Origin of the sequence: Marinobacter lutaoensis, assembly GCF_001981305.1 — a bacterium.
Classification (GTDB): Bacteria; Pseudomonadota; Gammaproteobacteria; order Pseudomonadales; family Oleiphilaceae; genus Marinobacter; species Marinobacter lutaoensis.
Map to the genome: position 1 here is coordinate 1 of NZ_MSCW01000002.1, position 18,006 is coordinate 18,006.

Consider the following 18,006-nt stretch of genomic DNA (forward strand, 5'->3'; position numbering starts at 1 on the left):
GCCTTCATCGACCACAGCCGGTACTACCTCCGCTTCGGCAACAACAGCCACATCGCCGCCCTGTTCGAGACCGGCAGCCCCTGGCCCGTGAAGTACTTCGACCTCGGCGCCGCCCCCGAGCTGGTCACCTACGGCAGTCAGTACTCCCGCAACACCGCCATCGCCACCGCCCCGGAGGCCGGCATCCTGGTGATGGGGCACCGCTCCGGGGGCGGCATCAGTGTCTACCGCTTCAACGCCGAGGCGCTCACGCTGGAACGCATCTGGGTGGCGGAGTAAGGTTATCCCTCTTCGGGGATCACTTCATCCTCGAGCGCATCCACCATGAACTGGGGCATCGCCAGGGCCCCGTGATGAACCCCCGGGTTGTAATAGCGGGTTACGAACGGACGGTTGCTGGCGTCTTCCTCACGGAAGTATTTCAGCGGATTGTCTTTGCTGCCCATGGTGCAGCTCCACCAGCCGGTGGGGTACACCGGTTGCGGGAACGGCAGGGTCTGAACGTGGCAGAAACCGGCCTTGCGCATGTCTTCGTGAATCGACCGGATGATGGTGTCGGTGTGCAACAGCGGCGACTCGCTCTGCTGCACAATGATTCCCCCTTCCCTCAGAGCCAGCATGGCGTCACGATAGAAATCCAGGGCGAACAGGCCCTCGGCCGGACCTACCGGGTCAGTGCTGTCGACGATGATCACGTCGATGCTGTTTGGCTCCACGTCGCGAATCCACTGGATGCCGTCACCGAAGAAGAAGTTGGCCCGGGGGTCGCTGTTGGCTTCACACAGCTCCGGGAAATACTTCTCGGAAACCCGCGTGACCCGCTCGTCGATTTCCACCTGCCAGGCTTCCTCCACCCCCGGGTGCTTGAGCACTTCCTTGAGGGTGCCACAGTCACCGCCACCGATGATCACCACTTTTTTCGGATCCTTGTGGGTGAACAGGGCCGGGTGGGTCATCATCTCGTGATACAGAAAGTTGTCGCGGCTGGTCAGCATGACGCAACCGTCCAGCACCATCAGGTTGCCGAAGGTTTCCGTTTCATAGATTTCCAGCGTCTGGTAGGGCGTTTGCTCTTCGTGCAGCTTGCCTTTGACCTGAAGGGAAAACGCGGTGCCCTGATTCTGGAATACCTCGGTAAACCAGCCGTCGTTCAATGCTGTCATTGGTTGCCTCCCGCTGTGCACCATGGCTGTTGTCAAAAAGGAGCGTATTGTAGGGCCGGGTCGGGGCCGGCCGAAAGCCCCAGGTGGGCCCCCGACGCACGTATTTTCCACAGCGTCCGCTTTTAGCCGGCGACGCTTGTCCCTAAAATGGCGACCATGTCTCCGGCGTGGCGCCGGTCCGGTTTCCTGAAAGGATAGCAAGCATGAGCGAAGCCAGCGGTTCCCCCGCCCACAAGGTCTACAACATTCGTCACTGGAGCGACGGCTACATCGACGTTAATCCGCAGGGAGAGGTGGTGATCCGCCCCGATCGGGGCCACAGCGCCGCCAGCATCAACCTGCCAGAACTGACCCGCCGCTTGGAACAGGCCGGGGTTCCGCTGCCGGTGCTGATCCGCTTCACCGATATTCTCCATGACCGCGTCAATCGGCTGTGCCGCGCGTTCAATACCGTGGCCGAGGCGGAAGGCTACCGGGGCCGCTACACCGCGGTCTACCCGATCAAGGTTAACCAGCAGCGCCGAGTGGTGGAAGAGTTGCTCACCACCGAACCGGCCGCCTCGGCCGGCCAAGTGGGGCTGGAAGCGGGCAGCAAGCCGGAATTGATGGCGGTGCTGGCGATGGCCAGGCAGCCGGGCTCGGTGATCGTCTGCAACGGTTACAAGGACCGGGAATACATCCGTCTGGCGCTGATTGGCCAGAAGCTGGGGCACCGGGTATTCATCGTGGTGGAGAAGCAGTCGGAACTGCCGATCATTCTGGAGCAAGCCCGGCAGCTGCAAGTCAAGCCGCTGATCGGCGTGCGCGCGCGCCTGGCCACCATCGGCAAGGGCAACTGGCAGAACACGGGCGGCGAAAAGTCCAAGTTCGGCCTGTCCGCCAGCCAGGTGCTGGACGTGGTGGACACTCTCCGGGCTGCCGGTGCCCTGGATTCCCTGCAACTGCTGCACTTTCACCTCGGCTCACAGATTGCCAACATCCGGGACATTCAGACCGGCCTGCGCGAGTGCGCCCGGTTTTACACCGAACTGCACCGGCTGGGCGCCCCCATCCGTACCGTTGATATCGGCGGCGGCCTGGGTGTGGACTACGAGGGCACCCGCTCCCGCAGCAGCTGCTCGATGAATTACAGTCTGCACGAATACGCCTACTACGTGATCCATGTCCTGCAGTCGGAATGCGACCGTCACGGCATTCCCCACCCGGATCTGATCAGCGAGTCCGGCCGTGCCCTCACCGCCCACCACTCGGTGCTGGTCACCAACGTCATCGACCGTGAGTATCCGGACCGACGCGAACCGAGCGACCTGCCCCCGGATGCTCCGGGGCCGCTCCGTGACCTGGCCCGGGATCTGCAAAGCCTGCGGGACGCCGCCTCGCCACGGTCACTGGCGGAGATCTACCACGACCTGATGTACGCCATGGCGGATGTGCACAGCCAGTTTGCCCACGGTCTGCTGTCCCTGCCGGAGCGGGCCCAGGCGGAGACCCTATACGTGCACTGCTGTCGGTTACTGCGCAATCGCCTGGACGGGAGCAACCGGGCTCACCGGGAAATCATCGACGAACTGAACGAGAAGCTCGCCGACAAACTGTTCGTGAACTTCTCGCTGTTCCAGTCCCTGCCCGACGTCTGGGGGATCGACCAGATCTTCCCAGTGATGCCGATCAACGGCCTGGACCGGCCCCTGAGCCGGCGCGCGGTCATTCAGGACATCACCTGCGATTCCGACGGCCGGATCGACCACTATGTGGATGGCGAGGGCATCGAGACCACCCTGCCGCTGCCGGAGGACCGGCCAGGCGAGCCGTTGCTGATCGGTTTCTTCATGACCGGCGCCTACCAGGAAATCCTGGGCGACATGCACAACCTGTTCGGGGACACCCACTCGGTGGATGTGCGGCTCAATGACCGAGGCGGCTACGACATCGGCGCACCGATTCAGGGCGATACCGTGGCCAAGGTGCTGAGATACGTGAATTTCGAGCCGGAACGGCTGTTGGAGGCCTACCGCCACAAATTCGCCACCAGCGGGTTGCCCGCGCAACTGCAGGAAACCCTGCTGGCGGAGCTGGCCTCCGGCCTGGAAGGCTATACCTACCTGGAGGACTGAGTGCCGGCGCCCCGCCGGCGCCAGGTGCCGGGCGCCATGCCCTCCCACTTGCGGAAGGCCCGGGCGAAGTTGGACGGGTCGCTGTAGCCCAGGGCCTCCGCCACGTCCTCCAGGGTCAACGCCCGGCGGCGCAGCAACACCAAGGCCCGCTGGTGCTGCACCTCCTCTTGCAGGGTCTGGAACCGGCAGCCCTCCGACGCCAACCGACGCCGCAGGGTGCGCGACGACCAGCCCAGCTGACGGGCCACCTCGTCCAGTCCGGGCAAACGTCCCTCCCGGACCGCCCCCAGGCAACGCCGCACCTGGGCACGGGCGGACAGCACCGTTTGCAACGACCGCAGTTCCTGCTCGCACTGAGCCTCCGCTACCCTCCGGGCAACCGGATTGGACAGCGCCATCGGCAGCTCCAGCAGGGTGCAGGCAAACCGCAGCTGGTTGACACCCGCCGAGAAGGTGATGCGGTCGGCAAACAGCCGGCGGTAGGGCGCAGGATCCGCCGGCGCCGGGAAATCCACCAGGCAGCGCCCCGCCGTCATCAGCCGGTCTCCGAATAGCAGCAGGCCGACATCCACCAGCGAGGCCATGACCACGTCCACGTTGAAGCGATAGAGGTTCCGGAAGGCGTGACCGGGATCCAGCTGCAGCACCGCCTCGTCGCCATCCGTGAAGAACACCAGGGTCATGTAGGCAAAACGGGTCTGGAAATAGCGGATGAGAACAGACAGCGCCTCCGCCAGGGTATCGCAGCTGATGGCCGCCTGGGCCAGGGAACCGTGGGTGGTGAATTTCAGCCGCAACCCGAAGGCCAGCCCCAGGGCGTCGTCACCGGTGCGGATCAGGGCCGCCTCGCACAGACGGGTGAACTGCGCCACCGTCAGGCAATTATCCGGATGGCCCAGCAGCGACCGTCGGATACCGGCGGCCCCCAGCAAGGCGCCCCTGGGCACGCCCAGCTCCTCCGCCAGCTGGCACAGGATGTCCGCGTAATGCGCACGGATCACCGGCAGGTTGCCGTTCGGGTCGTGAACGTTCATGGCAGCGGTCTTGCCTCCGGGTCGCGGGGAATCAGGCTCAGGGTAGGCGGCCGGGCGGCCAGCGGCAATCACCCGACCGACGTCGCGCCAGCGGCGCTAGTGCCAGAACCGGCGCCTGGCCTGATCCACCGGCGCCGCGTCAGCGTATCACCCGACACTGACAAACCTGTGACGAGTTCCTAGAATGATGGACAAGACCCGTTCAGCCCCCGCCAGAGTCAAGGAGCGATTGGTGACCACCACCGACCAGAATCCCACGCGGACGGACTCGCCCCGCGACCCCTGGGGCCAGCTGCTGGAAAATGTGGGCCGGCACCAGGACCGGGCGGCATACCAGGCGCTGTTCGAACATTTTGGCCCACAGATCAAGTACTATGCCATGGCCAACGGCCTGGCCAGCCACGCCGACGAACTGGTCCAGGAGGTGTTCGTGTCCATCTGGCGCCGCTCCTGTCTGTATGACTGGCGCAAGGCCGCCGCGTCCACCTGGATTTTCACCATCGCCCGGAACCAGCGCATCGACATGCTGCGGAAAATGCGCCGAACCCGCGTCGAGCGGAGCGTGGCAACGGACGACCTGTGGCAGATCCCCGGCGAGTACGAGGACGAACCGGTCACTTCGCTGCACCGGCTGATGTCGGAGAAACGGGTCCGTCAGTCCCTCAGCCAGCTGCCGGAGGAACAGCTGACGGTGATAGCCAAGGTCTACATGGAAAACAAATCGCACCAGGCGGTGGCCGATGAACTCGAGATCCCCCTCGGCACCGTGAAGAGCCGGGTACGCTTGGCCCTGAACAAGCTCAAGGTCATCTTGCAGGACCAGGACTCATGAGCCAGCATCATCCCGACAGTCTGACCCTGATGGAGTACAGCGCGGGCAACCTGAGCGAGCCTCTGGCCCTGTGCGTCCGGTTGCACCTGGATCAGTGCCCCTACTGCCGTAGCCGCGTGGACATGCTGGACAGTCTTGGCGCGGTTCTGATGGAGCACCAGCCCAGGGTCAGCCTGCCCGAGGGCTCCTTCGAGGCCATCCTCGCCCGTCTCGACCAGACGCCTCCAGCCAGCGCGCCACCGCCGCGTCCGGCGCCGTTGCAGGCCCTGCTCGGTCGCGACCTGAACCAGCTGCCCTGGAAACGTCAGTTCGGTGACATCAGCGTGCTGGACATCACCGACCGCTTCCCGGATCAGCCGGACCGAGTCGTACTGCAGAAGCTGGCCGCGGGCGGCAAGGCCCCGGCTCACACCCACCGGGGCAACGAAACCACCCTCGTGCTTCAGGGCGCCTTCGCCGACCAGAACGGCGTGTTCCGGCAATGGGATTTCGTGGCCCTGGACCAACACCACGAACACACGCCCGTGGCGGTGGGTTGCGAGGACTGCATCACCTTGTCGGTGCTGAGCGCGCCAGTGCGTCTGACCGGCCGGTTCACGCGCCTGCTCAACCCCTTCATCCGCTAGCGGACTGGCCGCAAATGACCGGCCAATGGCACCTTGTGACCTTCCAGCCCGCCGGCTCCGGGCCCGATAATGGATCCGTTGATTAGTGTCTCTGAACTAGTCCGGCCTGCGTCCTTCAGGACAAGGGTTTGCTTGAAGCCACGCCCCGCGTGGCTTTTTTTATTCCCCCCTTTTCATCCGTCCCCAGGCCCTGGGTTACAATGGCGCTTTTCGGCCGCCGGCTCCGGCCGGCTCAGCAGGAGACGGCATGCTCGCAGACGATTACGCATTTCGCTTCGGGGGCATCGAGCGCCTCTATGGTCGCCGCGCCCTTGACGCCTTCCGCAACGCTCACATCGCCGTGGTCGGCCTTGGTGGGGTCGGTTCCTGGGCCGTCGAGGCCCTGGCCCGAAGCGGCATCGGCACCCTGACCCTGATCGACATGGACGACATCTGCGTCTCCAACACCAACCGCCAACTGCATGCCCTGGACGGGCACTACGGCCGGACCAAGACGGAGGTCATGGCCGAGCGGGTGCGGGCCATCAATCCGCACGCCACGGTGCACACCCATTTTGCCTTCCTGACGCCCAAAAACGTGGCCGAGCTGATTCCCGCCGACATGACCGGCGTGGTGGACGCCATCGACAGCGTCAAGGCCAAGGCGGCCCTGATCGCCCACTGCCAGCGCCGCAAGATCCCGCTGGTCTGTGCCGGCGGCGCCGGGGGTCAGATGGACCCGACCCAGATTCAGGTGGCCGATCTCAGCCGAACCACCCAAGACCCCCTGCTGGCCAAGGTTCGCAACCTGCTGCGCCGGGAGTATGGTTTTTCCCGAAATCCCAAGCGGCGGTTCGGCATCGAGGCCGTATACTCTCTGGAGCAGCTCACGTATCCTGCCGGAGATGGCGAGGTCTGCCAGCAGAAGCCGGCTACCGGAGGGCCGGTCCGGCTGGACTGTGCCTCCGGATTCGGCGCGGCCAGCCCGGTGACGGCCACCTTCGGTTTCGTTGCCGCATCCCGGCTGCTGAGCCGAATCGCCAGACGGGCCCATTCATAAGCCAAGGATTCCGACGTTTTATGCCCTTCAGCACTGTCATGGTTCTCGCCGGCATTGGTGTGGTCTCGCTGTTTTGCCAGTGGCTGGCCTGGCGCGTACGCATGCCCGCGATCCTGTTCCTGCTGGCCGGCGGCATCGCCGCCGGGCCGATGCTGGGCTTCCTGGATCCGGCGACGGTCTTCGGCGACCTGCTGTTTCCGGTGGTGTCGCTGGCGGTGGCCATCATCCTGTTCGAAGGCAGCCTGACGCTGCGCTACGATGAAATCCGCGGTCACGGTCGCATGGTCCGCAACCTGGTGCCCATCGGCGCCCTCGTTACCTGCGCGATCGGCACCCTGGCGGCGCGCTGGGCACTGGCGGTGTCCTGGGAGGTGGCCCTGTTGTTCGGCGCCATTTCCATCGTGACCGGCCCCACCGTGATCGCGCCGCTGCTCCGGTCGGTGCGGCCGGAAGCCAAGCTGGCCAATATCCTGCGCTGGGAAGGCATCATCATCGACCCGGTTGGGGCCCTGCTGGCGGTACTGGTATTCGAAGGCATCGTGTCCTGGGGCCAAGGCAATGTCTTTGGCCATTCCCTTTACATCTTCGGCAAGACCCTGCTGGTGGGATTCGCCATCGGCGCCGGCGCCGGTTACCTGAACGGCTTGGTGCTGCGCAAGCACTGGATTCCCCAGTACCTGCATAACGCCGGCACCCTCACCTTCATGCTGGGGGTCTACGGTATTTCCAACGAGCTGGCGCACGAGTCCGGCCTGCTCACCGTCACCATCATGGGCCTCTGGATGGCCAACATGAAACAGGTGCCGATCGACAGCATTCTGGAGTTCAAGGAATCCCTCAGCGTGCTGCTGATCTCCGCCCTGTTCATCATTCTGGCCGCCCGGGTCGAATTCGCCGCCATCGCAGACCTGGGCTGGTCACTGGCCATCGTGCTGGCCGCCCTGATGCTGGTGGCACGGCCACTGAGCATCTTCCTGTCGGCGGTCGGCACCGAGCTGAACCTTCGGGAAAAGCTGTTCCTGAGCTGGGTCGCGCCCCGGGGTATCGTTGCGGCGGCGGTGTCCGCCCTGTTTGCCTATCAGCTGCAGTCACTGGGCTATGACAGCGCCGGCACCCTGGTTCCCCTGGTGTTCATGCTGATCATCACCACCGTGACGCTGCAAAGCCTGACCGCCCGGCCCCTGGCCCGGCTGCTCAAGGTGGCGCAACCGGCCGAATACGGTTTCCTGATCCTGGGTGCCAACAAGATGGCCCGGATGATCGCCCAGGCTCTGAAGAAGCACGACGTGCCGGTGGTGCTGGCCGACACCAACTGGGAAAACGTACGCCAGGCGCGCATGGACAACCTGCAGGTTTACTTCGGCAACCCGGTATCCGAGCATGCCTCCACGCACCTGGACCTGACCGGCATCGGCCGGCTGCTGGTGATCTCGCCCTACAAGCACATGAACTCCCTGGCCACTTACCACTTCCTGGACTGGTTCGGGAGCCAGTGCGTATTCAGTCTGGCGGAAGGCGACCAGGATCAGAAGGCGCGGCACCAGACCGCGGAGAAGATCCAGGCCACCCGTGGGCTGTTCGGCGGCGTCAGCTACGCCAAACTGGCCAGCCTTGCGAGCCAGGGGTACACCGTGAAAACGACCCAACTGAGCGAGGCGTTCAGTTACGAGGACTTTCTCAAGGAATATCAGCACCAGGCCCTGATGCTGTTCGTGGTCAGCGGCAAGGGCCATGTCACACCGGTGCGCAAGGTGGAAGAACTGAGTCCGGAGGAAGGTTCGGTACTGATCAGCCTGGTGCCGCCTCAGGCGCCCAAGGAGCGCCGGGAGCGGGACACTCCGGACCGGGCACCCGATGGCGACGGCCAGACGGGGGCGGCACCGGGCTGACCGCCACCTCAGTCGCGGCAGTCGAGTACCAGTTTGCCCCGGACGTGGCCCCCCTCCAGGCGTTCGTGGGCTTCCTGCACCTGGTCCAGCCGGTACCGGCCGTCCAGGTGTACCCGCACATCCCCGTCCTCGATCAGCTCCGCGATCTCGTCCAAGTGAAACACGTCGGGCCGGACGGTCATGCCATGGGCACGCAGGCCCATGGCCTCGGCGGCACTGACAATGTCGTCGGCGGTCACGGTCGGGATGGTGACCAACACACCGTACTCGCCCAGCGTGTGCAGCGAGCGCTTGCCGACCTCGCCGCCGACCAGGTCCAGAACCATGTCCAGGCCGTAGCATTCCTCGACGAAGTCAACAGACTGATAGTCGATCACCTCGTGCACCCCCAGCTCCGCCAGAAAGTCGCGGTTGCGGGCGGAGGCGGTGGCGATCACGTGCGCCCCCCGCTCCAATGCGAACTGCACGGCGAAGTGGCCGACGCCGCCAGCACCGGCATGGATCAGGATCTTCTGCCCCGATTCCAGCTTGCCCATTTCAAACAGTCCCTGCCAGGCGGTCAGGGCCGCCAGGGGAACGGCACCGGCGGTCACCAGATCCAGCTCCTCCGGGACCAGGGCCAGCTCGTCCGCCCGCGCCAGGGCGTACTCGGCGTAACCACCGCCCTCGGTCGGGAAACCGACCAGGCCCATGACCCGGTCCCCCGGCACCAGGGTGGTCACACCGGCGCCCACCGCAGCCACTTCCCCGGCCACGTCGTAGCCCGGCGTCCAGGGCAGCCGGGATTCAATCTGCCGGGCGGCGAACCCCAACCCCTTGCGGGTCTTCCAGTCGATCGGATTCAGCCCGGCTCCATGGACCCGGATCAGGACCTGCCCCGGAGCGGGCTCCGGCACCGGCCCGGTGGCGACCTGCAGCACCTCGGGGCCGCCGAACTGCGGGTAAATCACCCGGCGCATGCTGGCATCACTCGGCTTGTCATCGTGTATCGGGGTCATGAACTTCTCCAGGCAGGGGGTAGCAACAGGCAGACGCTTTCAGACTAGCAGAATTCCACCGTCCCGGCAGGTCAGTCCAGGGCCGGGCGGCCGCCGGGCACGGACGCCCCGGCGAGGATCCGGGCAAAGGCCTCCGGGGCCCGTGCCGGCCGCTGGCTCCGCATGTCCACGCAGGCATGGGTCGACAAAGCCCGAACCAGGGTCCTGCCGTCGGCCGGACGCACCAACTGGAACTGCCTGGAGGAACGGAAGCGACCGTCGAAACCGGTCAACCAGGTTCCCAGCAACAGCTGGTCGCCCGCGTTGGCCGGGGCCAGATAATCAATCTCGGTACGAGTAATGGCCATCGCCTTGCCGGTTTCCTCGTGCAGGGCCCAAGTCATGCCCAGGCTCTCGATATGCGCCCAGCTGACCTCTTCCAGCCAGCGCACGTACACCACGTTGTTGGCATGCCCGAGGCGGTCGGTGTCCTCGGCACGCACCCGGATTTCAAGCACGTACGGGTCGGGCAGATCCCAATCGATGTCGACGCTCATGGTGCAGGCTCTCTCAATTCCGGAATCGCCGGCAACGGTAGCCGGCCGATGCGGTCGTTGTGAAGTGAACCAAAGTATAGATACCCGTCATGGGGGTTGGCGGAGGTGATCTCGCGCAGGTGCAGACCTTGGGTGTCGTGCAGGCTGATCAGCGCCCAGCCGCGGTCGTCAAATGCCATCACTAAGCCATAGGGCTCAGGCGCCGGCCTGAACCGTTCCGGTAGCTTGGCCACCAAGTTCTTGAGCCAGGGTGATCGGTGCAGGGCATCCACCGAGTCGTTGCGGCGGGTTGGAAAGGCCACCCAGTAATGCCCGTCGGCATCCACCGCCAGGTTGTCGGGAAACCCCGGCAGGTTATCGGCGAACACCTCCGCCCGTCCCGCCCTGGGGCCGGTGAGCCAGTAACGCAGGATACGGTATTTCCAAGTTTCAGCCACCAGCAGGTAGTCGCCATCCGGCGACACCACCACGCCGTTGGCGAAATACAGGTTGCCCAGCAGGGTCCGGGCCTTGCCGGTACGGGGGGAATACTGGAGCAGGCGGCCGTGGGGACGCATCTCCAGCAGATCGAGGGAGTAATCCGTGTAACCAAAACGGGCGCTGGCGTCGGTAAAGTAAATCGTCCCGTCCGGGGCGACGGCGACATCATCGGTGAACCGGAACGGCGTCCCCTCCGCCTCCCGGGACAGCAACGTCACCTGCCCGCCCGGGCTGACCGACAACAACCCACGGACGGCATCGGCCACGATCAGGTTGCCACGGTGGTCGAACACCATACCCAGCGGACGACCACCGGTTTCGACCCAGCGCTGCACGCGGCCATCGGGAAAGACCCGGACGATATCGCCAGCCAGGGTACCGGCATACAGCACGCCGTCCGCGCTCACGGTGCTGTCTTCGGGGCCGGACACCTGGCCCGGTGCCAGCAGTTCCGCCTGGCGCAACCGCTCATTGGGCGCCAGAACACCGGTCAGCGCCGGAGGCGGAGGGGCCTGCCAAGCCTGGCTGTCGATGGGCGAGGGCGTCAACAGGAAACCGCCCAGCAGCAGGAACATCGCCAGCGCGCCCAGCAGTATCCATTTCATCACCGACCTCCCCGGGCCCGACCCTTGATCGTTGCTCAATCGCTCCGCAGAAAGCGCCGGCACAAGGCGGCAAAGGTATCGGCCTTCTCCGCGTGTAACCAGTGGCCGGTGCCCTGGATCACGCGCACTTCCGCCGCCGGGAACAGGCGCAGAATGGTATCCCGGTGCTTGTCCTGGATGTAGGCGGAATCGGCCCCTTTCAGGAACAGTACCGGGCCATCATAGGGGCCGTCCCCCTCGGGGGCCTTGGCCAGATTGCCGTAGCAGGCGTCAATCACCGGCAAGTTCAGGCGCCAGCGGAACGTCGGCCCGCCCTCGGTCTGTTCGTCACGGGGCATGCGTTCAAGATTCTTGAGCAGGAACTGGCGGGTGGCCACGGAGTCCACGAACTCCGCCAGCAGGCGATCGGCGTCCTGCCGGGAATGCACCTGGGACAGGTCCAGGGCCTTGAGTCCTTCCAGAATGGCGTCGTGCCGGGGCTGATAGGTGACCGGTGCAATGTCGGCCACGATCAGGCGTTCCACGCGCTCCGGCGCCATCAACGCCACCTGCATGGCCACCTTGCCGCCCATGGAGTGCCCCAGCAGAGCCGCGCGCGCCAGCCCCTGTTGGTCCATGTAGGCCAGGACATCCCCGGCCATGGCGGGATAGTCCATGGTGTCGGTGTGCGGCGAAGCCCCGTGATTGCGCTCGTCCAGGGCATGGATCTGCCACTCGTCCTGAAGACGACGGGCAATGCCACCCAGATTCTCCAGGGAGCCAAACAGGCCATGCAGCAGGATCAGGGGTTTCCCCTCGCCGGTAATTCGATGGTTCAGCATAACGCTCATGAACAGGCAGCCTCCCGAACAGACAGCAGTGTCAGGGGGCCTACCTTACCATCCGCCTCGCGGGCGGGACACCCTGGCGGGGGCAAACACGAAGAAGAAGCCGGGAGGCCCCGGCTTCAGGCAGTGAACGTGGGGCGGTTGGTCAGCCGTAGAAGATGCTGTTCAGGTACTCCTCCAGCGCCCGGACATTCCGGCGCTCCTGGTCGTCGTGGGGGACAAAGATTTCATGATCCATGGCGTGACCTCCTGCACCTTATCGGTGAATTGCTACGGTTTCCTCAATGGCTAATGCTATCGTTGTTAACACCGGGGGACGTTGACTCGCTGTCCCAGAGGTTTGACATTTTGTATCAGCCCGGCTCCTGGCCGGACCACGGGAAGGCATGACGTGAGTTCACCACAACCCGCGCCCACCCACGGCTCGCCTGGGGTGGCGGCGTCCAGCACCCTGGCTCTGGTGCACTACCTTAGGCACCGGGGCGTCCTGGTTCCCGAACGGGTCGAGGCCCTGCTCGGCATCACGCTGGGGGATCTGGAAAACCCGGATCTGCGGATTCCGGCGGAGGCGCACTACCGGTTGTGGCAACATGCCGAGCAGGTCACCGGCGATCCTGCCATCGGCCTGCATGCCGGCCAGGTGGTGGACCCGGAGCGCATGGGCCTGGTCGGGCATGTCTTTTTCAACTGCGACACCCTCGGCGAGGCCGTGGCCCAGTACGTGCGCCTGCACCGGCTGATCAACGAGTCGGTGAACCTGTCGTTCGAGCGCGAGGGCGAACTGGCCATCCTCTGCTGGCAGCCGGACACGCCGGAGCTGTACTGCCGCCAGGACATGGACCGCACCCTGGCCGCCGCCCTGAGCCGGACCCGACACTTCATCCTGCCGAAGATGCGCGCGACCTGGGCCGAGATCGGCCATCCCCGGCCGGACTACGCCGGCGAATACGACACCCTGCTCGGTGGCCCGGCCAGCTTCGGCCACGGCTGGATGCGGGTGGCGTTCCCGGCCCGTCACCTAGACCACCCCATTCCCCACCGCAATCCCTACGTTTATTCAGCGGTGCTGCGTCAGGTCAATTTCCTGCTGGCCCGGCTGCGGACGCGACGCGCCTTCAGCCGCAGGGTACGACGCCTGATCGCCCGGCAGATGGCCACTGACCGGATCGACGCTGAAACCCTCGCCAGCCAATGCCACATGAGCCGGCAGACCCTGTACCGACGCCTAAAAAAGGAGGGGCTGAGCTTTCACGAGCTGGTGGAGCAGGTGCGCAAAGACAAGGCCCTGCGCTACGTGGCGGACAGCCCGTACGCCCTGAGTGAAATCGCCTTCCTGCTTGGGTTCTCCGAGCTGAGTGCCTTCAGTCGGGCGTTCAAGCGCTGGACAGGCATGGCGCCGGCCCAGTACCGTGCCCAACATCGGGGGGCGAATGCGCCTCCGTCCACCCAACGACGACGGAAACGCTGATGGACGCTTCTTCGCTGGTTGCGCTGGCCGTCGGCGCGCTGTACCTGGCGGCGCTGGCCTGCATCTACCGGATCCTGCTGACCTACCGGACGTCCCAGGGCGCCCTGGCCTGGATCATTGGGCTGCTCGGCCTGCCCTACCTCGCTGTGCCCCTGTTCGTACTGATCGGGCGCTACCGTTTCGGCGGCTATATCAAGGCCCGCCGGGGCCTGGACCAGGCGCTCACCGACCTGCTCGACCGTTTCGAGCGCCAAGCCACGTCCATCCCAGCGCCGGGCAGCGACCGATTCCGGGACGAACTGCAGGTGCTGTGCAAGCTCAGCCGCCTGCCGTTCACCGACGGCAACCGCTGCACCCTGCTGCGCGACGGCGAGGCCACCTTCGAGGCGCTGTTTGAGGCCATGGAGAACGCCCGTCACTACATCCTCCTGGAGTTCTACATCGTCCGTTCCGACCGTGTTGGCCAACGCATCAAGGCCATTCTGGAGCGCAAGCTGGCCCAGGGTGTTGATGTCTGGTTCCTGTACGACAACATCGGCAGTGTCTGGCTGCCCCGCCGGTACCTGCGGGAGCTGGCCCGGGCCGGCGCCCGGGTTGCCGCCTTCGACAACGGCAACATCCGGCGCCGGCGCCTCCAGATCAACTTCAGGAACCACCGCAAACTGCTGGTGTGCGATGGCCAGGTGGGCTTCGTCGGCGGCATCAACCTGGGCGACGAGTATCTGGGCACGGCGATGGACCAGGAGCCGCTGCGGGACACCCATTGCCGCATCGAGGGCCCGGCCGTCGCCGGGCTCCAGCTGGCCTGGCTGGAAGACTGGAACTGGGCCAGCGACACCCTGCCGACCCTGGACTGGAGCGCCAGCCGCCACACCCCGGGTGACCAGGAAGTGCTGATTCTGCCCACCGGCCCGGCCGACCCTTGGGAAACCTGCACCCTGTTCTTCCTGAACTGCATCAACAACGCCCGCCACCGCGTCTGGATCGCCTCGCCCTACTTCGTGCCGGATTTCCAGGTCATGAACGCCCTGCAGCTGGCCGCCCTGCGGGGCGTCGACGTCCGGATCCTGATTCCCGAGACCTCGGACAACGCCCTGGTCAAGCTGGCCGCTTACTCCCACCTGGTCCAGGCCTGCCAGGCCGGCATCGGCATCTACCGCTACCAACGCGGGTTCATGCACCAGAAAGTGGTTCTGGTGGACGACCGCTACGCCGCCGTCGGCACCGCCAATCTGGACAACCGCTCGATGCGGCTCAACTTCGAGATCATGGCGGTCAACACCGATCCGGACTTTGTCCGGGACGTGCACCGCATGCTGGAGGGCGACTTGGCGCATTGTCAGCTGATGACCGAACGCGACTATCAGGACCGCTCCATACTGTTCCGGCTGGCCTGCCGGGCGGCCCGCCTGGCCGCCCCCCTGCTGTGACCGGTCCGGCAGACTGGTTCGGGCCCGCCGGAATGTGAGAATATGCGGGCATCGCCAACCGCAACCGCAGTCACCGACATGAGCGCGTTTAAACCCCGGGCAACCCTGGTCGAGCAGGTTGCCCGCCACCTCGAAAACCGGATCGTCTTTGGCCAGCTACGGTCGGGCGAGCGCATCTACGAAGCCGCCATGGCCAAGGAGATGGACGTCAGCCACGGTTCCATACGCGAGGGCCTGCTGCTGCTCGAAAAGCGTCATCTGGTCCGCAACATCCCTCGCAAGGGGGCGGTGGTCACGCCACTGGACGCGCACTTCGTGCGCAGCCTGCACGAAACCCTGGAACTGTATCTCACCCACACCGGGCGAAAGTTGGTCCGCCAGTGGTGCCCGGAGGACATGGCACGGCTGGAAGCGCTGTATCGACAGATGCGGGACTGCCACGCGCGGGGCGACCTGACGACCTTTCTGGAACTGGGTATCGAATACACCAAGGCCTCGCTCGCGTATGCCGACAACTACTTCATCGAAACCGCCATCGACGACCTCTGGCCCTCCGCCCGCCGCTGCGCCTTCGTGGCCTTCCAGCGGGGCGGCCGCCGCGTCCTCGAGGACAACCTGGCGCACATGGAGGCCTCCATCGCCGCCATTCGCGCCCGCGACGAGGAACGGCTCGCGGACATCCTGCACCGCTATGCCCAACAGCAATGCCAGCAGGTGCTGGATGCCCTGGCGGCCCCGGCCGGGGCGCCGCTTCAGTAGAACAGCTGGGTGAACGAGAAACCGATGTTGAGGTAGGCGGTCCAGTCATCCTCAGTGTTGTAGGCCGCCGCGAGCTGCACCGGACCGAGGAAGGTGTCGACACCGGCGAACAGGCTCCAGGATTTGAGGGTGTCATCCCAGCTCGCCTCGCCCAGCGACGGCCAGGCGTTGCCCGCCTCGAAACCGGCCCCAGCGAACCAGGGCCACAGGGGGCCGCCGAAACGCTGGCTGGCGTAAAGCGCGGCCATGGCGCCACTCTCGCCGGTGATCTGGCCCGGAGCATAGGCCGACAGGCGCCGGAATCCCCCCAGCCGCACATGGTTTTCCACCCCCGGCTCGCCGCGGGTAGCGCCTTCGGCGTACACCAGACCGGTCAGGGTGAAGCCACGCCAGCTTCCCGTTCCCAGCCCCATCGCGGTGACCGTGTCGAAATGCCGCTCCGAGCCCAGGTCCTCCCGCTCGAACCGGGCCTTCAGCCCGGCAAAGGCCCCGTCCGTCGGGAAAAAGGCGTCGTCCAGGGAATCGTGCACCAGGCGCAGCTGCACATTGCCCTGATGGATCGGATCGTCGGGCGCTACCGCCTGCCCCACCTGCTCATCCACGGTGGCATAGCCCCGAGTATAGGTGGCCCGGACCTCGGCATTGCCCCCCAACTCCATGCCCAGACCCAGATCGGCGCTGCGGACGCTGACATCAACCTCGGCGACGCGGCGGCCGTCGTCGTCATAGACCCGGATGTCGTCACGGTTGTACTCACCACCGAGTACCAGAAAGCGATCGTAGCCGTACCCCAGCGGCTGATACCACTGGGTTCTGGCCCAGGGCTGGGTGCCCAGCTGCACACCGGTGTGCCACTCGCCCCCCAGCCGGTTGAGTTCCGTCATGCGCACCGCCGAGGCGATGTTGAAACGGGTGTCGCCATTAAAGTTGTCCTCGTAACTGAGGCCGAAAGACAGATAGTTGGGGCCCCAGCTCTTCTCCTTGAGCCGAATCGTCAGAACGGTGCCCTCCGGCGAGGGCGACAGGGCGTAGGACACGGTTTCGTAATAACCCAGGCCATAGATCCGCTTAAGGTCGGCTTCCAGCCTGGCCACATCCAGGGGTGCACCGATCCGCTGGCCGATGCGCTCCCGGATGAACTCACGGGCCAGACTGCCACCGCCTCTAACGTCGATCCGTGCCACCGGGCCACTGCCGTAGGCCCGGGACGAGAGTTTCGCCTTGTAGGCGGTCCAGGCGACCCGGGACACCTGAAACCGACTGAGCTCGACGGCGTGCTCCCGGGCCGCCGAGGCGCCCAGTTCAAACAGCATCGGCGCCTGATAAAAATCCGCCGATGTGAGCCCCTGCAGGTCGGGCCGGATCAGAACATCCCGATCGCCCAGCTGCGCCAGCTGCTGGTCGGTGTTGCGGCGGGTCAGCAGGGTGGTGAGTTGGCCGAGCACCGAGAACGCTTCTTTCAGCTTTTCCGCGTCCAGCAACGGATCGGTAATGTCCACTGCGATCACCACGTCAGCGCCCAGCGACCGGGCCACACTGATGGGCAGATTGTTGGCGATGCCGCCATCCACCAGCAGCCGTCCCTGACGCTCCACCGGCGCGTAGACCCCGGGAATGCTCATGCTGGCGCGAATCGCCTCGGCCAGGCTGCCGTCACCGATCACCACCTGCTCGCCGGTGGCCAGGTCCGTTGCCACCGCCCGGAACGGAATCGCCAGCTTGTCAAAATCCTCCACCAGGGCTGCGCTGTGGGTCAGTTCATTGAGAATGAAGCCAAGGTTCTGGCCCGCCACGATGCCGCCGCCCACGTGCAGCCCGTCGGCGCGGATGCCTAGCCCCGGCACCACCGGAAAGCGGCGCTCGTCCTGTTTCCGGCGTACCGGTTTGTAGACCCGGCCGGGGTCGTCACGGAAACTGGACAGCCAGTCCATGTTGATGAAGCGCTGCTCGATCTCCGCCACCGACATGCCGGAGGCATACAGGGCCCCCACCGCCGACCCGGCACTGGTGCCCACCACCACGTCGACCGGGATGTGCATCTCCTCCAGGACCCGCAGCACCCCGACATGGGCCATGCCCTTGGCGCCGCCGCCACTGAGGACCAGGCCGATGGTCGGCCGCTCCGCCGCCTCCTGCCCGGACACGGACAGTGGCAGCCACAGGCACAGCGCCAGCAACAGCCGTTTCATGGCTGACCTCCGTTGCC

General features: G+C 65.4%; 15 protein-coding genes and 1 pseudogene. 9 read left to right on the plus strand and 7 right to left on the minus strand.

The window, feature by feature from the left end:
- Positions 1-279 (plus strand): annotated as a pseudogene (locus BTO32_RS03150) (WD40 repeat domain-containing protein); the annotation flags it as partial.
- Positions 280-281: 2 nt separating this feature from the next.
- Here the strand turns inward: BTO32_RS03150 and speE are convergent.
- Positions 282-1,163, minus strand: a complete 882-nt coding sequence (gene speE, locus BTO32_RS03155; protein ID WP_076723003.1) for a polyamine aminopropyltransferase — start codon at positions 1,161-1,163, stop codon at positions 282-284.
- Between the two features lie 203 nt (positions 1,164-1,366).
- On the opposite strand from speE, the gene speA reads away from it, so the two are divergent.
- The gene (speA, locus tag BTO32_RS03160) at positions 1,367-3,277 is read left to right on the plus strand and encodes a biosynthetic arginine decarboxylase (protein WP_076723004.1); all 1,911 of its coding nucleotides are present in this window, start codon (positions 1,367-1,369) and stop codon (positions 3,275-3,277) included.
- Here speA and BTO32_RS03165 read toward each other — a convergent pair.
- The gene (locus BTO32_RS03165) at positions 3,262-4,311 is read right to left on the minus strand and encodes an AraC family transcriptional regulator (RefSeq protein WP_076723005.1); all 1,050 of its coding nucleotides are present in this window, start codon (positions 4,309-4,311) and stop codon (positions 3,262-3,264) included. The genes speA and BTO32_RS03165 overlap by 16 nt on opposite strands.
- A gap of 184 nt (positions 4,312-4,495) precedes the next feature.
- On the opposite strand from BTO32_RS03165, the gene BTO32_RS03170 reads away from it, so the two are divergent.
- The 4 genes from BTO32_RS03170 to BTO32_RS03185 all read left to right on the plus strand — a co-directional run bounded on the left by BTO32_RS03170 (position 4,496) and on the right by BTO32_RS03185 (position 8,697).
- A complete protein-coding gene (locus BTO32_RS03170) occupies positions 4,496-5,143 on the plus strand; it encodes a sigma-70 family RNA polymerase sigma factor (protein WP_245820258.1) in 648 nt (215 codons plus the stop codon).
- On the plus strand, positions 5,140-5,769 hold the full coding sequence (locus tag BTO32_RS03175) for a ChrR family anti-sigma-E factor (protein WP_076723007.1): 630 nt from the start codon (positions 5,140-5,142) through the stop codon (positions 5,767-5,769). The genes BTO32_RS03170 and BTO32_RS03175 overlap by 4 nt, the downstream gene beginning before the upstream one ends.
- Before the next feature lie 247 nt (positions 5,770-6,016).
- Positions 6,017-6,808 (plus strand): tRNA cyclic N6-threonylcarbamoyladenosine(37) synthase TcdA, encoded by a 792-nt coding sequence (tcdA, locus tag BTO32_RS03180; RefSeq protein ID WP_076723008.1) that lies wholly within the window; start codon positions 6,017-6,019, stop codon positions 6,806-6,808.
- 20 nt (positions 6,809-6,828) lie between these two features.
- A complete protein-coding gene (locus BTO32_RS03185) occupies positions 6,829-8,697 on the plus strand; it encodes a cation:proton antiporter (RefSeq protein WP_076723009.1) in 1,869 nt (622 codons plus the stop codon).
- Positions 8,698-8,705: 8 nt separating this feature from the next.
- Here BTO32_RS03185 and BTO32_RS03190 read toward each other — a convergent pair whose 3' ends face one another.
- From BTO32_RS03190 to BTO32_RS03205, 4 genes are all read right to left on the minus strand, one after another.
- Positions 8,706-9,695: an NADP-dependent oxidoreductase gene (locus tag BTO32_RS03190; protein ID WP_076723010.1), complete on the minus strand. Its 990-nt coding sequence runs from the start codon at positions 9,693-9,695 to the stop codon at positions 8,706-8,708.
- 71 nt (positions 9,696-9,766) lie between these two features.
- Positions 9,767-10,231 carry an acyl-CoA thioesterase gene (locus BTO32_RS03195; RefSeq protein ID WP_076723011.1) on the minus strand — a complete coding sequence of 155 codons (465 nt, stop codon included), beginning with the start codon at positions 10,229-10,231 and terminating at the stop codon, positions 9,767-9,769.
- Positions 10,228-11,316: an SMP-30/gluconolactonase/LRE family protein gene (locus tag BTO32_RS03200; protein WP_076723012.1), complete on the minus strand. Its 1,089-nt coding sequence runs from the start codon at positions 11,314-11,316 to the stop codon at positions 10,228-10,230. Before BTO32_RS03200 ends, BTO32_RS03195 begins: the two co-directional genes overlap by 4 nt.
- 35 nt (positions 11,317-11,351) lie before the next feature.
- Entirely contained in the window at positions 11,352-12,146 is a 795-nt protein-coding gene (locus BTO32_RS03205; protein WP_076723013.1) for an alpha/beta fold hydrolase, read from the minus strand.
- Between the two features lie 388 nt (positions 12,147-12,534).
- On the opposite strand from BTO32_RS03205, the gene BTO32_RS03210 reads away from it, so the two are divergent.
- The 3 genes from BTO32_RS03210 (at position 12,535) to BTO32_RS03220 (ending at position 15,800) form a co-directional block, all read left to right on the plus strand.
- Entirely contained in the window at positions 12,535-13,611 is a 1,077-nt protein-coding gene (locus tag BTO32_RS03210) for an AraC family transcriptional regulator (protein ID WP_076723014.1), read from the plus strand.
- The gene (gene cls, locus BTO32_RS03215; RefSeq protein WP_076723015.1) at positions 13,611-15,041 is read left to right on the plus strand and encodes a cardiolipin synthase; all 1,431 of its coding nucleotides are present in this window, start codon (positions 13,611-13,613) and stop codon (positions 15,039-15,041) included. Before BTO32_RS03210 ends, cls begins: the two co-directional genes overlap by 1 nt.
- Positions 15,042-15,119: 78 nt before the next feature.
- Entirely contained in the window at positions 15,120-15,800 is a 681-nt protein-coding gene (locus BTO32_RS03220; RefSeq protein ID WP_076723135.1) for a GntR family transcriptional regulator, read from the plus strand.
- On the opposite strand, the gene BTO32_RS03225 is transcribed toward BTO32_RS03220, so the two are convergent.
- Entirely contained in the window at positions 15,794-17,989 is a 2,196-nt protein-coding gene (locus BTO32_RS03225; protein ID WP_084206767.1) for a patatin-like phospholipase family protein, read from the minus strand. The two genes, BTO32_RS03220 and BTO32_RS03225, sit on opposite strands and share 7 nt — an antisense overlap.
- Positions 17,990-18,006: the final 17 nt, after the last annotated feature.

Coding starts and splice junctions, on each gene's coding strand:
- speE (WP_076723003.1), bottom strand. CDS start 1,163: ATGACAGCATTGAACGACGGCTGGTTTACCGAGGTATTCCAGAATCAG.
- speA (WP_076723004.1), top strand. CDS start 1,367: ATGAGCGAAGCCAGCGGTTCCCCCGCCCACAAGGTCTACAACATTCGT.
- BTO32_RS03165 (WP_076723005.1), bottom strand. CDS start 4,311: ATGAACGTTCACGACCCGAACGGCAACCTGCCGGTGATCCGTGCGCAT.
- BTO32_RS03170 (WP_245820258.1), top strand. CDS start 4,496: ATGATGGACAAGACCCGTTCAGCCCCCGCCAGAGTCAAGGAGCGATTG.
- BTO32_RS03175 (WP_076723007.1), top strand. CDS start 5,140: ATGAGCCAGCATCATCCCGACAGTCTGACCCTGATGGAGTACAGCGCG.
- tcdA (WP_076723008.1), top strand. CDS start 6,017: ATGCTCGCAGACGATTACGCATTTCGCTTCGGGGGCATCGAGCGCCTC.
- BTO32_RS03185 (WP_076723009.1), top strand. CDS start 6,829: ATGCCCTTCAGCACTGTCATGGTTCTCGCCGGCATTGGTGTGGTCTCG.
- BTO32_RS03190 (WP_076723010.1), bottom strand. CDS start 9,695: ATGACCCCGATACACGATGACAAGCCGAGTGATGCCAGCATGCGCCGG.
- BTO32_RS03195 (WP_076723011.1), bottom strand. CDS start 10,231: ATGAGCGTCGACATCGATTGGGATCTGCCCGACCCGTACGTGCTTGAA.
- BTO32_RS03200 (WP_076723012.1), bottom strand. CDS start 11,316: ATGAAATGGATACTGCTGGGCGCGCTGGCGATGTTCCTGCTGCTGGGC.
- BTO32_RS03205 (WP_076723013.1), bottom strand. CDS start 12,146: ATGAGCGTTATGCTGAACCATCGAATTACCGGCGAGGGGAAACCCCTG.
- cls (WP_076723015.1), top strand. CDS start 13,611: ATGGACGCTTCTTCGCTGGTTGCGCTGGCCGTCGGCGCGCTGTACCTG.
- BTO32_RS03220 (WP_076723135.1), top strand. CDS start 15,120: ATGAGCGCGTTTAAACCCCGGGCAACCCTGGTCGAGCAGGTTGCCCGC.
- BTO32_RS03225 (WP_084206767.1), bottom strand. CDS start 17,989: ATGAAACGGCTGTTGCTGGCGCTGTGCCTGTGGCTGCCACTGTCCGTG.